Source organism: Psychrobacter sp. NPDC064578 (assembly GCF_044901245.1).
Classification (GTDB): domain Bacteria; phylum Pseudomonadota; class Gammaproteobacteria; order Pseudomonadales; family Moraxellaceae; genus Psychrobacter; species Psychrobacter cibarius_C.
In genome coordinates, this window is the sequence record NZ_JBJDPI010000003.1 from 42,881 (window position 1) to 57,379 (window position 14,499).

Below are 14,499 nucleotides of genomic sequence, written 5' to 3' on the forward strand. Positions count from 1 at the left end.
CTAAAGCAGCAAAATTGAGGATAAAGGGTATGTTATTAGTACATTCGTACAGCATAAGGTTTGGCGCTTTCTAAGGCTTCAGAATTAAAAATCGCACCAAAAGCGACGATAAATGCTGAATAATAAAGCCAAAGCATAATGACCACGGCAGCTGAAAGCGCGCCAAACTCAGCGCTATAGTTATTAAAGTTTTGCACATAAATCGAAAATAGCACAGACAATACAATCCAAAGAACGGTCGCCAGAGCTGCTCCTGGCACCAGTTTTTTTAGCGCGACGGCGTCACGGTTTGGGGCTAGGCGATATAGGCTTAAAAAGCTTAAAAATATGATACCAGCCAATATAGGCCACCTGCTCCAAAGCGCAATCGTTTTAGCTATTTGCGGGAAGGGGAAATAGGCTGCCCCTACAGGAATAATAGCAATAGAAGAGACCGCTATAATCAAGATTACTACCGCGCCAAAGGTTAAGCTGACTGCTAAAATGTTACCTTGTATAAAGCTGCGCTCTTGAGTGATATGAAAGGCGAGATTGATTAGAATAATTAAAGATTTAACACCTTTAGAGCCAGCATAAAGGGTGAGTAGGGTCGATACGACAAGACTGAACGTGAGCGCGGATGTGGTATTAGAGACTAATGCGCTTAGGCGTGAATTGAGGACTTCATACACCGTATCGGGTATAAAGGGACGCAAAATCGAGATTTGCTCTTGCATCTCAGCTGGTGAAAACGCGAGACCATAAAGCAGTACAAATACCGCCATTACTGGAAAAATTGATAAGAAACCAAAAAATCCCACGCTCGCGCAGTGTGCCCAAACATTAGAGTTGTTCGCAATACGCCACGTCTTTAATGAAGGCTGCAGCCAGTTACTTATTAATTTAGAAGTCGGGTTTTTCATAAAACAGTATTCACAATAGAGTTAGCAATAGTATGGTTATTGACAGCTTCATGATAATTAGTATGGTCAGGCTACTGTAATAGTATTGCGGCGTTAACCTCGCTTGAGGTATCAAATATACCTCTTCGCTCAGCTGCCTTGTCATACTTTCAAATTGAATCAACTATATAAACGCTTATCCACACTATCTATCATTTTCAAATTAAATCATTACTCAGTATACAAAGTCGGTAATCGAATATCAGCAGCATTAAGATAGGCATTAAAGGCAAGAGGCGTACCACAGCTTTGCATGAGTGCGGCCAGCGATTGTACATAACTGTTCGCAGCTTGCGCTTGTTCAGTACGTGCTTTAAGCGACTGCGTTTGTGCTTGGACTACCTCAATCGGTGTATTTACACCTTCTTGTAGCCCCAACTGGCGCAAACGCAATACTTCTGCGGCCAGATCTACATTGCTTTGTAATGCCTGATAACGAGATTGGGCATTATTAACATCGTGCCAGTTTTTTTCGACCAGTAATAATAAATTGTCACTGACTTCGATTTCAGACAGATCCGCTTGGCGTATTTTGGCATTGCTCGATGCGAGTGATGCATTTTTATCAAGACCACCCCACAGCTTCCAGCTGGCTGATATACCGGCTACCCAACTGGGGTCTTTTTCAATTTGTCCGTAGCCATAGAGCATGACGGTAGGCTTGTGACCAGTATCTGATAGCGCATGTAGCTGCTCAGCTTGTGCGCGTTTGGCGGCGACTTTTTGTAGACCTGGGTGATTGGTGAGTGATAAATTTTGAAAATAGTTTACATCGGGTAAAGGACGGCTAGAGACGAATAACGGTGTCGTGGGTTTGATACGATAGTCGGTACGCAATAGCCGCTGTAAAGCCATCATCGCAAGGCGAGCATCGTTATTGGCATTGACGGACTCACTTTTTGCATCGGCAAGCGCAGATTGTGCTTCTAAGCGATCAACACGTGAGATAAAACCTTCTTCAAAAAGCCGCTGTGCCATATGGTCAGTCTGCTGCAAGGTATCATAAGCATCTTCGCGTAAATAAGCGGCAATGATGGCCAGCTGTGCCTTAAAGTAACGCTCAATCAGGGTGTTATAAAGCTCGTTTTTATCCAATAGACTGTCTGCGACGGCTTCTTGGGTACGGGCATTGGAAGCACCTGTCAAAGCGTTGGTACGTCCAGCAGTATAGATGGGCCAAACCACGCCCAGACCTGCACCAGCCGTTGAGCCTGAGCGCTTTAACTCATAAGAATCTGGGATACGCTCGCCGACCAATTCACCAAAATTCGGCAAATCTGGTAGCGGTGGAATAGGCGGAATCACATTATCGACACCATTGTTAACGTCATTAACAATACCGTTTTTCAATGATGATAAGTCAAGATCCGCGTCTAAGTTGTAAGCGTTGGCTGATAGTTGGGCAAACACCAATGGATTGTCCAAGGTTTTGAGCGCATCCGTTTGATATTCACTAGCAGCAATCGCCGCTTGATTGGCGGCCAATTTCGGTGACACTTGTAATAAGATATTTTGAGCTTGCTCAAGGCTTAACAGGCTAGATACTGCTAATGGATAGCTATTATCAATACTTTTATGGGTTATGGGATCGATAAGCGTTGTTAAGCCTGTTTTTTGCTCGGCTTGACCCATGTCTGTATCTGTCGTTGACCTTTTATTTTGAATCTCATTTTTTTGAGTACTGTTTTGAGCGATGTCTTGAATGCTGCTTTGAGTACTGTTTTGAGTGTCAGAGTCGATAATTTGCGTCACTGCAACGGCCGTGACCTCATTCGGTGACTCGATATTATGATCAGTAGGGCTTGCCAAAGCAGGTGCCGCTAGACCCATGAACGTAATCGTCATCACCGCAGTAGACAGAGTCGATAAAGCAAATTTCATAAGTCACATAAGCCATTAATTAGAATGCAAAGTATTTTAGAGTTAGGCAAAAAAGTATCAACTGTTGTGGTCAAACCCTGTCCAAACAGTTCAATATGGTCAACCATTAACAGAAGCCAACATTTTGTTATGGATAACAAGCGCTACACTGTAGTGGCACAATAGTGACGGGTCAATGCTCAGTATTTGCTTACTGTGCGTTGAATAAGCCATGATTTTATGTTAGAGGTCGGTTGTTAAGACAAATAATAACATCATTTGTTAATTAATAATAAAAGGTTTATCAAGTCATTAGCACTTAAATCGATTTTAGATCACTTTTAAAAGTTTTCAGCGATAATGATAGTTAGTGATGATTGTTGTACTACAAAGCAGCTTATAAACTATACATAACAGTGGTGTGTGCTATATTTCAGCACCTTATAGCGTTGAGCAAGATTAAAATAAACGGCATTTATTTTAACCGTCAGCAATTGCTCATTGGCGCAGTGCTAATGTAAATAAAACTGGCTATTGTGATAAGCGTTGCTCGCAAAAAGTACGTGCCATCAATAAAGACTCGACTATAAAATATAAATGTAAAAAATGAATGCGACAAAATAGGATGTGAGTAATGGCAGGATATATTTTGGCTTTGGATCAAGGGACGACATCGAGTCGAGCGATATTGTACGATGATCGTGCGCGTCCGATAAAAATGGTACAGCAGCCTACCACTTTACAAACCCCAAAAGCGGGCTTTGTCGAGCAAGATGCGCAACAAATTTGGCAAACGCAGATTAGCTGTGCCCATGATGTGATTAATCAAGCAGGGCTGCTTGCTACCGACGTCACCAGTATCGCGATCACCAATCAGCGTGAATCTATTGTCATGTGGGATAAGCAAACGGGTAAACCTTTAGCCCCTGCCATCATTTGGCAAGATCGCCGTACGGCGAGCTACTGTAAAACACTCGCGGCTGAGGGTGCCAGCGGCATGATGAATGACAGCCATGATGATGTGGCAAGCGAAGTGCAACGCATTACAGGGCTACGTTTAGATCCATATTTTAGCGCCAGTAAGATCGCTTGGTTACTAGAGCACAATCCGAAATTGAGCGTACGAGCCAGCAGAGGAGAAATAGCGGTTGGTACTATAGACAGTTGGCTCATATATAAGCTAACTGGTGGCGAGCATGTCATTGATGTGACCAATGCTTCCCGTACTTTATTATATGATATCCACAAGCTTGAGTGGTCAGAAGAGCTGTGCGCCCGTTTTGCGATACCCATGAATATTTTGCCTAAAGTCCTACCATCTGATGGTGACTTTGGTAAAACCAAAAAAGGACTATTTGCCAAACAAATTCCTATTCAAGCGGTATTGGGCGATCAGCAAGCAGCACTTTTTGGACAAGGCTGCCTCGATGCTGGCATGGCTAAAAACACTTATGGCACTGGGTGTTTTATGCTGATGAATATTGGTCAAAAACCCAAACTTAGCGAGCATAAACTACTAACGACAATCGCTTGGCAACGAAAATCCACACCGACTCGTCCAGACAATTTGTCGTTCGATCAAATTGTACAGTCAGGCAAACGCATGTTGCAGCCACCCAGAAAGGAAATCACTTATGCCTTGGAGGGTAGTGTGTTTATGGCAGGTGCTATTGTCCAATGGTTACGAGACAATCTGGGTATGATTCAACACAGCAGTGAAGTCGAAGATTTAGCCCGCCAAGTTGATAGTAGTGAAGAGGTGGTGTTACTGCCGGCATTCACAGGACTAGGAGCACCCTATTGGCGCTCCGATATCAGCGCGAGTATTACTGGTATGAGCCGCGGCACGACTAAAGCCCATATTGCTCGTGCTGCGTTAGAGGCGGTTGCCTATCAAACTTATGATGTGCTCATTGCCATGCAAAAAGACAGCCCTCATCCATTAACTGAGCTAAGAGTAGATGGCGGCGCGGCCAATAATGACTTATTGATGCAGTTTCAAGCTGATTTACTCGATGTGCCTGTCCTGCGTCCGAGAGATACAGAAATCACTGCCAAAGGTGCAGCATTGCTCGCGGGGTTAAAAACGGGGCTATATGATGAAGGGACAATGCAAGCATCATGGCAAGTCGATCGTGTTTTTGAACCCCAGATGTCCAGTGATATCCGTGAACAACATCTTAATAAGTGGCAACGAGCCATCGATAGAGCGCTGACATCCTTATAATTATTGAACAGATACATTAAAATATTGTAACAATTCAATGAGAAATTACTTAAAACGCTTCACTGTCCTACAAAATCATTATAAAGATACAGGCTGTAACGCAAGACAATCGCAATCTGGACACAATTTACACAACCTATCTATCTGTTGTTATCCATAAATTTCTATACTTTAGGCGACTCAAGTAAAACATGAATCGAGTAAGACCGCTAATTTTTAGCACTTAATAAATCTAAAATATAACAAATTAATTTAAGGATAAAATTATGAGTAACTATGACGGTATTGATCGTAATGAAGTAAAGCATATGTCAAAAGAAGCTAAGCAGGATCTGAATGCTGATATCATCACAGGTGAGCCAGGTTCGCATCCAGTAGGTACAGCTATTGGTGGTCTTGGCGGCGCAGCAGCGGGTGCAGCAATCGGTACAATGGCAGGACCACTTGGCACACTCATTGGCGGTGCGATTGGTGCTATCGTTGGTGGCGGTGCAGGACATGCAGCAGCAGAAGCGATTGATCCAACACGTGAAGAAGCTTACTGGCGTGCAGAATATGCAAATGTTGATTATTACAAAGAAGGTTATGACTTCGACCGTGATCTACATCCAGCTTATGCAGTAGGGTACGCCAACCGTGCTCGTTATCCTGCGGATGCACGTTTTGAAGACCATGAAGCTGAATTAGAGCGCTCATGGCATGAAGTAAAAGGTGAATCACGCATGGAGTGGGAAGAAGCACGCAAAGCATCGTATGACGCATGGAATCGTGTATCGTAATAAGCGAAACTAACAGCACATTTTATTTAAGTAAGTAGACAGTATATAAGCTTACTAACTTATCACTGGGCTTAGTCTGATTGTAGACTTGGGTCTGCTGATAGACTAAATATTTTCAATTTATGCTATTTTAAAGTCTTCAAAGATTTCTTTGGAGGCTTTTTTGCTGTATATTACTAGGTATGAATATATTAAACAGCCAATCATCTTTGGAAGCAATATTCTAGAATAAAAATAATAGGTAATCTATGAACAATAATGCGGAAGCTAAAAGCGCCAGACAATTTTATATTGCCACTGCCAACTTGCTCAATTTTGCCAACCCTAACCGAATTTATTATGACAATGCGCCAGCTTACAGTAACGATGAATACGAGCACAAGCTAAGCGGCATCACCGATTTATTAGCAAAAGCACATGCTGATATTATTGCGGTGCAAGAAGTCTGGGATAGTAATGCGCTTGAAGCGTTGGCGGTGTCGTTGGGATTTAAGCCCGAGCATGTTGTTGTTCCGCTGGCAAGTAACGACCGTTCAAGCCCTTATACCCATGGCAAAGGGGCACAAAACACTCCTGCCGTTGGTATTATTAGTCGCTTTGAGCAATTAGAAAGCCGCTTGCTTGAAGACATTGCACCAAAAGCGGTGATTGATATCCCTGATATTGGTCCTTACCAGCGCTTTAATCGTCCACCATTAGTAGTACGGGTCGATGCCTTTGGTCAACCGATAACGATTATTACGGCGCATCTAAAAAGCAAACGGGCATTTTTCTTGCGTGATGAAAGTGGCAATTTGTTAGAAGACATGGACGATCCAAATATTCGAGTCCGTGCCAAGCTCCGTAGCTTATGTATGCGCGCCGCAGAAGCAGCCTCTATTCGCATGTCTATTATAGAGCGCTTACGTCATACTCGTGAGCCATTGATTTTGTTAGGCGATATGAACGATGTCACCGGTAGCGTCACCACCCAATTGATGGCTGAGACTGGTGAAGTTAATTACGATAAAGGCATGCGCGATGTTGCATTATTCGATGCTGCGCGTATCCAAGCACGCTATGGTTGGATGAAAGATGTGGCATATACCCATATATATCAAGGTATGCCAGAAGTGATTGATCAATTATTTGTTTCAGAAGAGTTTCTTCCTGATAGTAAGTTTTCACTGGGTCAGGTTGAAAGAGTAGACTATTTCAATGACCATTTAAAGTGGGACTATGCAGATAGAGTCATCGATCATGGTATTATAAGAGCGAAAATTAAACTCAATGATTAAATTTTTTACATTACGTGGTTAACGCTATTAAATGGTTGACCTATACATTATTTTTTAACCCATTTATCTCCCTTGCTTGATAGTGTACAAGCGTTTATGATGCCTCTCCATTAGACATAGTAGCGCTAATATCAGTGCTACATTATTAGCTAATAGGATGTAATTCTTCAATTTAGGGCGAATACTATCTATTGAAGATTATATTTATAAAATAGGGTGTAACATTAAGAGACTTATGATGAGCGAAAATAAAGACGAAAAGATTGAAGATGTGTTGGTAGATTCGGAACTGGCAAAAAAACTGGTACCGAATAAGTTTAAGTTTACCAGCCAACAAGGCCGTGCGCGCCGTCAAAAACTTTTGGCTGGTGCCAAGAAATTAAGTGAAACACAACCTATCAATGACATTACTTTGGCGGCTGTATGTGAAGAAGCAGGCATTCCAAGAGCTTCTGCTTATCACTTTTTTCCTAACATCGAAGCGATATTTTTAGCATTGCGTTTTTTGAATGCTATCGAAATATTAGAAATAGTAGAAACAGTTGATATTGGTAATTATGACAGATGGCAGGGCTATTTGACGGCACTTATTGATAATTGTGTGACGATATTCCATAACGACGAAACCAAAGCCAAGCTCATTTATGATACGAACACGCCTGATTTTGAAGGTGATAGTTTTGGTGAAGATATCGATCATCAAATCGTCGATTTGGTTTATAAGCGTTTATCAGAGCGCTATGAGATGCCGAGTTTCCACGATATTCAAGACACGCTATTGATTGCTTATAGCATTATTAATGCGATATTTACATTGTCTTATCGTCGTCATCAAAGCATTACCAATGAATATATCCAAGAAGCAAACACTGCATTTATCGCTTATTTGCGTTGCTATCTACCAGAAAAGCTACCGCGTAAGAATCGCTAGTTTTTTCGCTATTTAGATGATGTATAGACATTAGAGTGTGATTAACATGCCCTAATGTCTGCTAAGTAAATACAAAAAAGCCGACATGTAATGTCGGCTTTTTTGTATTTACTGCATTGATGAGCAGTGATAATAATGGACTTAACGGATAAGCGTTAATACTTGCCCACGGCAACTATCAGTACTCGCATCTAATGTCTCATATTGCTTATAATAGCTGACGATCAATTCTTCCAAAGCGACGTTGGTCTGTGAATCATGGGTATTGACGTAAGCTTCGCGGGCTTGTTCAAGCCAACGATCTGCCATGCGAAAATGGATGCCTGATTCCCGCCAGCCGCGCTCGCACTGGTTCGTAGCAGCCCAAATTAAAGCGACCTCGCTGAAGGCTATCTCTCGTGGTGCTGACTCGATACCACCGCTATCTTTTAGCGCGCTTAAGGTTGCCCATAGATCGGGGCGCATGAGAGCAGAGTTTGAGGGTATGTCTTGAATAAGGTTGAGATCTTGTTCCTTACCATTTTTCAAGGTGGTCAAAATCGTCTCTGCTGCCTGTGCGGCTTGCTGCCCAGCAGGTGAACGACTATTTATGCTGTCTTGATGGATGGCGTAGTTAAGCCAAGCCTGAGCTTTATAGGCAAAGTATTGTTGACGTGCGCTCATGTTTTTTTGTTGATACGCTTGTAACTCTGTCAACATACAATTCATAGCACGTTGGCGCGTACTTTGGTATTTTGGGTGGTGAGACTGAGTTTGAACCTCATTGGCACAGTGAGTAGCGTCACGGGTTACTGCCACTTCAGGAGTATGATGACTCGCCGATGCAACCGAGGTCATTGTCAGGAAAAAAACGGTTGATAATAAAGCCTTTATGGGCTGTTTATAATGGGCTGCTTTGTTGGCAGGATTAGGCATGATGCAAAACCTCATATTAAGCGGATCAGTATCAATATTGGTATTGGTACTTGCGGTTTTCGGCGCTGATCTCATCGCTTATTAAAATATATCTGTCATATAATATGATGAACAGCGCGTTAACGCCCGCATTGTCGTCAGATGATAACACGACAATGGGGATAAATTACAATGTAGAGTGAGTCATCAAACGCTGGTTCTTACGTGGATCATCACGTTTGAATAGGTCTTCGTCAAACTTGAAACGTAATCTAAAGTAAGCGCCTTCCATAGTGCTATCGTCATAAGCGATGTCTTCATCCTCAAAGCCCATAAAGTTATAACCTAGTGACAACCAAAGATTGGTCATCGGGCTATAGCCTACTTCCGCACCCAGCATATAAGACATATCATCTGCTTGTTTGTTCCAATAAGTGCCTGCTTGCAAGCCCACATCCCAGCGCTCACTGATGTCATATAGACCACGAGCATAAAGCGCATGGGCTGTATTGTCGCTACTGATATTATCAGCATCAAACTGAGTATATTTACCCGCGTAACGACCTGACAACGTCAACGGACGCGTTGGATGATAGTTACCACTCAATGACCAGATAACGGCATCTTTTTGATAGGCGTCATCGCCAGTACTGTTATCATCTAAGCGATACTCAAGCTTGGCTAACATGTCTAACTGATTGCTATCATAATCACGATAGGCAGCTCCTAGCTGGAAACGATTAATCGTGCGATTGCCATCGTCATAATCGACGCGTGAGTAGATGTCCTTGGCCAACAGAGTCACATCATCGGTATAGCGATAAGCAATACCAGCGCTACCTAGCAATGTGTCACTAGTCTCACCCCAACGCTTCTCAAAACGCGCCGAGGCTTTATAATCTTCTTTCGCAAGATACTCTACACCAATGCCAGCTGCCGTTGCGGTGTTCTCGGTATCGCCCTCTAATGATTCAACACGCTCAAATAAGGTGTTTAAAGTCAGACCTTCTTGAACATACCACTTGTTTTTTAGACCGATAGCAGCTTCAGCTTCGCGAGCACTGATAGCATCACGCATGCGATATTCGCTATAGACTTTGCCATCTTTCATATAAGCGGCATCAAAACCAAATACGGTACGCTGACGTTCTTCAGTATCATCAAGACCATAGCTACCAGATAGACTGTTGATCAAGTCATGACGGGCATATAGGCGGCCTAAACCACCTAGCGGCGTCTCGCCTCCGATGGAGGTGGCATTACGATTACTGTTATCAATATCTTGCTCATATTCTGCAAATACTAAAGAGTCATTGAGCTTGGGCAACCGTGCCGTGATACGAGCGCGGGCGGTAGTACCTTCAATATCTTTTTCAGAATCACTGACATTATTTAGCGCCGATTGATTGATAATATCGTCATTAAAGAGAGTGTTGTCAGTCACATCTACGACGTCTGTTACCGTTTGGATATTGCGTGAAGCTGCCGTCGCATCTTGCTTATAATAACGTAAGCCAATCTCGCCAACGATGTTGGTGCTCAAACGCTGTTCAATACTGGCTAAGACACCTTGGCGGCTAGCATCAGTGGTATGATCTTTAGTACGTACGCCTTCTAGTTTTAGCGCGGTCTTCTTGTCATTGATTAAATGAGTGACTTCGACGCCCGATTCAGCGCGCCCAGCAGTCTGCGGCGAGGCACCAGTCACGAAACCTTCGTCAGTATCATTATAATAAGCTTTGGCACGAGTGTTTTTCTTGTTATCAAAGTCAAGCTCGATACGCAAGGCATTACCTTCTGCGTCCTGACCGTCTAATTCTGTCGCATTGATTTGATTGCTTGGCTGAAAATTTGGATTCTCAGCTTTATTCATCGCGTATTCAGCGACCAGTTTTAGCTTATCGTTAAACTTGATAACGCTGTTGACGCTAGCAAGCTCTTCTTTGTTAAGAGGGTCATCACTGTTGACATAGCTACCACCGATGGCGACTTTATCAGTCAACTGCTGCTTGGCAGCAATGCCACCGACCAAGTATTTTTCGCCGCCTTCATCTACTTCTACAGTGACTCGTAGATAAATAGGGTTGCCATCGATATCTTGGCTAGCGATAGGGGCTTTTAAAAATAAGCTGCGGCTGATAGGGTCAATTTCATAATCGGCAAAGCGGGTAAGGGTCTCACGGCTAATGATCAAGCCTGGATTGTTGGCGTCACGAGTGATCACTTCGACAGTTTCTGAGTTTTCTAATACGGCATCAAAGTTTTCAGCCAATGGATAAGGGCCTGAGATACCAAGACCACGAGTCTCATTGACGCGCTGGCTGGTACTCGTCTCCGCGACAAAGGCGGTAATGCGAGTATTGCTATCTTCATACTGGGCTTTTAGGCCAGTCAACGTACGGTTATATTGACCTAATTTAATACCTTCATCGTTATCGATTTGAGTTTTTAAGTCGCCATACATAGCAAATGAGCGGCCCTTGTCCAAGCGCACATAGAGTTTGCTGGTAGATTGCGCATCAAAGCCTTTGGCTGATGAATCACCATAGACAGGATAGTATTCGCCAGGCTCGATATCACGGAACAGTCGCTCACCTTTTTTGTCGCTGTCATAAGCCAAAGTGAGCAAATAATCGCCACGTACTTTGCCTTTAAGGAACATCGCGGCGCGACCAGAAGCGGTATAGTCATCGTTACCAGCGAAATCATTGAGCTCTTGCTCAAAAGCGCCTTGGGCGTCAGTAATGCTGCTGCCATCAAAGTCTTTAAGTGAGATCGCGCCTTCGACGATGCCGACGGCAATGAGAGGACGTAATTGCGCGGTAAATTGTAACGGGATAATCTGTTTACTGCTACCAGTGTCGATGACCAACTCACCTTTACCCGGTACACTTGGTGCAGTCACGGGTATGAGTAGCTCGCCACCTGAGACAATAACTTGCGTACCAGCTTGATCTTTACTGCTGTCATTAAGATTGATACGGCCGATATTGGTATCGATAGTGATAGGTGTTGAGGCGATATAAGGACGGCCATCACGGTCTTTTAGGCTAATAACGACTTGATAATCGCTAACGCCATCTGCTGGTACTAGCTGCGCTTGAGTGCGATAGTCAATGGCTTGTAAATTGTCTGGCGTTGATACTTTAATGGATTGCTCAGAGATGATTTTGCCATTCACGTCAGTAGCGACACCGCGCAAGATATTGTTGCCACGCTTTAAGTCGACGGCATAGTAATCAAAGGCAGTCACATTCTGTTTTTCTTGCTCAGCAGTTTTGCCGATTTGTTGTTCTGATACTGCTTTTCCATTGGCATATAGTGTAAATATTGAACCCAGTGGCGCTTGCACCTGTACCATTTGTTTATAAGTGCTGAGCTGTTGACCTTCGTTTAAATTGATAAAAGCCACGTCATTGTTAGCCACTTCTTTGAGATATTCTTCCAGCTCTTTTTCTACTGGCGGTGCTACCGTAGTTACGGTCATATCAACACGATTGGCGGCTGGATTGATCATCTCATTGACGATAGCAGAGTCACAGTTGCTGCCCAGATCTAAGTCGCCATTGATGTTGCAGCCACTGGCGTCTACATTATCATCGTAGTTACGATTATAGTCAGGATCTAGGGTTAGCTCGGTTTTTACTGCTTGCTCAAGGCTATCATTCTTAGCGCTCACTGATTTGCTACGAGCGACAAGCTCCGTATTCAAACGCTCAGTGCTATCGCCCATACCGACCACGATACCGAAATCGGCACGATGTAATTCGCCATATTTCAAGTCAACGAAACGGCTGCCAGCATCGCCAGCATTGCGATTACTTTGGGTGACCATCTCGGTTGAGTGAGGGATGGTGGTGCGGTCAACTTTTAAGACGTGAGTTTTGGCACTGACACCATAGAAGTTATATTTACCTTCAGGATCAGTCACGACAAAGTTACCGTTTTCCATGTAGATACGCACGCCTGCAACGCCAAGTTCGCCATCTTCTTTTTGTTGAATGCCGTCACGGTTGATATCGTGGTATACCTTACCGATGATGATGCCATCAGTATTCATGACGCCGCGCTCTACTTCAATCTTCCACTGTGCTTCTCTTGAAACTAAGCTTTTACCTTGCTCATTGCTAGCAACGGCAGTCGCGCGGTTGATGCCATCACCGCCCAATGATGAGGCACCGATTAAGACGCGATACGTGATTTTTTTACTTTCGCCATTAGCCAGATTACCTAAATTTAGCACCTGATATTTACCATCAGCTTTAAACTCAGTGGTTTGTGCTTGGTCGATACTGATATCAGCAGTTTGGTTGATACGTACACTACCATCTACATAAGCAAAACCACGTGGTAGGGCGTCTTTTAGTTGTACATCGTAAGCGGTAGAGTTGCCACTATTGGTGATATTGATGGTGTAGCTAACATAATCACCAAATTCAGCGCTTTTAACATCGCTTTCTTTGGTGACGACTAAGCTTGGGCTATCATCGACGATATTGATTTGTGTATCTAAGTCATCGATACGTACGGTGAAGTCACCTTCACTTGGTAGCTGCTCAGCGCCAGTGCCGACAGAAGGCGCGATACAGGCGTCTAGACTTGCAGTCAACGTATCATTTGCTAGAGTCTGAATAAATTTGTCGTTGATAGCGTTGGCATTGTTTTGTGTTGGTGCTGATAGCTGATATTTACCAGTACTATTGCCCGTCTCAATCGCTTTCAATGCGTATTTGTCACCCGTCAACAAAGAGGTAATCGTGACCCATACTTGATCTGGCTTATCTAGTTGAACGTTACACTGCGCATAGCTGGCATCGATATAGACGTTTTCCTCGATTTGTGAGGTGGTTTTGTTTGCGTCAAATTTAGGCGTTGTAAATTTGATTTCAGGCTCAACGATGATCAGTCTATCAATCGCGTTGACACTCGATACGGATGGGTCTTCTAGAACGACAGCGCCAATTTTAATATCTGCAGTATCGCCACTTTTGCCGTTAACATCTGATAAAGCTTGCACGATAAACTGGATACTTTCACTGTGTCCAAGTTTGATTTGTGCGCTTAAATTATCGAAAATAACTTCAGTATCACCATTATCAACGACGCCGTTTTTATTTAGATCTTGATAGACTTTTAAGTTTGAGAGCGTTGGCGATACAGCCAATGTTAGCTCAACAGTCTGGTTGCTATAGCTGGTATTGCTTAGGACGTTTACCCAGTTGACCAAGGCGTTAGGCATAACGGTGAGTAACGGCTGTTGAGTGAGTTCAATACCGTATTCAGGAAGGTCTGAGGCTTTGATTTGTACTTGGTTTGAGGTGCTAGATATTGTGATGTCAGTCTGGTTATTGACGTTATAGCTAGCGTTTGCAATATTGTTGATGATTTGCAGATTAGGGTTTGCTGCATCAGCTGCAATCGCGATATTCGATTGCATAAGCAACATTGCCAATGACAGCGCAGAGATCTTCGCTGAACACAATGCGGTACGATTAGACGGTGTCATGGTAGATAGAGTCATATGTCGCTTATCCAATAAAATATCAGTGAGGGTAAGGGTAGAGATTGAGTCTATAAGCAGCTTTTGATG

General features: G+C 43.4%; 8 protein-coding genes. 4 read left to right on the forward strand and 4 right to left on the reverse strand.

Translation table 11 applies throughout. The annotated features are described in order from the left end of the window. Positions 1–35 precede the first annotated feature (35 nt). Both ACI2JM_RS03900 and ACI2JM_RS03905 read right to left on the reverse strand, forming a co-directional pair. Positions 36–902 (reverse strand): YihY/virulence factor BrkB family protein, encoded by an 867-nt coding sequence (locus tag ACI2JM_RS03900; protein ID WP_404642262.1) that lies wholly within the window; start codon positions 900–902, stop codon positions 36–38. A 210-nt stretch (positions 903–1,112) separates the two neighbouring features. Beyond that, complete coding sequence (locus tag ACI2JM_RS03905) at positions 1,113–2,822, reverse strand: TolC family protein (RefSeq protein WP_404642264.1); 1,710 nt, start codon at positions 2,820–2,822, stop codon at positions 1,113–1,115. Positions 2,823–3,435: 613 nt separating this feature from the next. Between ACI2JM_RS03905 and glpK the strand changes: the two genes are divergently transcribed. The 4 genes from glpK (at position 3,436) to ACI2JM_RS03925 (ending at position 8,015) form a co-directional block, all read left to right on the forward strand. Further along, positions 3,436–5,028, forward strand: coding sequence for a glycerol kinase GlpK (glpK, locus tag ACI2JM_RS03910; RefSeq protein ID WP_404642266.1), 1,593 nt, complete (start codon positions 3,436–3,438; stop codon positions 5,026–5,028). 266 nt (positions 5,029–5,294) lie between these two features. Further along, positions 5,295–5,807 (forward strand): hypothetical protein, encoded by a 513-nt coding sequence (locus ACI2JM_RS03915; RefSeq protein ID WP_404642268.1) that lies wholly within the window; start codon positions 5,295–5,297, stop codon positions 5,805–5,807. Between the two features lie 248 nt (positions 5,808–6,055). Next, complete coding sequence (locus ACI2JM_RS03920; protein WP_198330793.1) at positions 6,056–7,084, forward strand: endonuclease/exonuclease/phosphatase family protein; 1,029 nt, start codon at positions 6,056–6,058, stop codon at positions 7,082–7,084. A 238-nt stretch (positions 7,085–7,322) separates the two neighbouring features. Beyond that, a complete protein-coding gene (locus ACI2JM_RS03925; protein ID WP_055124242.1) occupies positions 7,323–8,015 on the forward strand; it encodes a TetR/AcrR family transcriptional regulator in 693 nt (230 codons plus the stop codon). A gap of 141 nt (positions 8,016–8,156) precedes the next feature. On the opposite strand, the gene ACI2JM_RS03930 is transcribed toward ACI2JM_RS03925, so the two are convergent. Beyond that, positions 8,157–8,930, reverse strand: a complete 774-nt coding sequence (locus tag ACI2JM_RS03930; protein WP_404642270.1) for a hypothetical protein — start codon at positions 8,928–8,930, stop codon at positions 8,157–8,159. A 166-nt stretch (positions 8,931–9,096) separates the two neighbouring features. Then, positions 9,097–14,430: an SdrD B-like domain-containing protein gene (locus tag ACI2JM_RS03935; RefSeq protein ID WP_404642272.1), complete on the reverse strand. Its 5,334-nt coding sequence runs from the start codon at positions 14,428–14,430 to the stop codon at positions 9,097–9,099. Between the last annotated feature and the right edge of the window lie 69 nt (positions 14,431–14,499).

Excerpts from the sequence above, each read along its gene's own strand:
- ACI2JM_RS03900 (WP_404642262.1), bottom strand. The coding sequence starts at position 902 with ATGAAAAACCCGACTTCTAAATTAATAAGTAACTGGCTGCAGCCTTCA.
- ACI2JM_RS03905 (WP_404642264.1), bottom strand. The coding sequence starts at position 2,822 with ATGAAATTTGCTTTATCGACTCTGTCTACTGCGGTGATGACGATTACG.
- glpK (WP_404642266.1), top strand. The coding sequence starts at position 3,436 with ATGGCAGGATATATTTTGGCTTTGGATCAAGGGACGACATCGAGTCGA.
- ACI2JM_RS03915 (WP_404642268.1), top strand. The coding sequence starts at position 5,295 with ATGAGTAACTATGACGGTATTGATCGTAATGAAGTAAAGCATATGTCA.
- ACI2JM_RS03920 (WP_198330793.1), top strand. The coding sequence starts at position 6,056 with ATGAACAATAATGCGGAAGCTAAAAGCGCCAGACAATTTTATATTGCC.
- ACI2JM_RS03925 (WP_055124242.1), top strand. The coding sequence starts at position 7,323 with ATGAGCGAAAATAAAGACGAAAAGATTGAAGATGTGTTGGTAGATTCG.
- ACI2JM_RS03930 (WP_404642270.1), bottom strand. The coding sequence starts at position 8,930 with ATGCCTAATCCTGCCAACAAAGCAGCCCATTATAAACAGCCCATAAAG.
- ACI2JM_RS03935 (WP_404642272.1), bottom strand. The coding sequence starts at position 14,430 with ATGACTCTATCTACCATGACACCGTCTAATCGTACCGCATTGTGTTCA.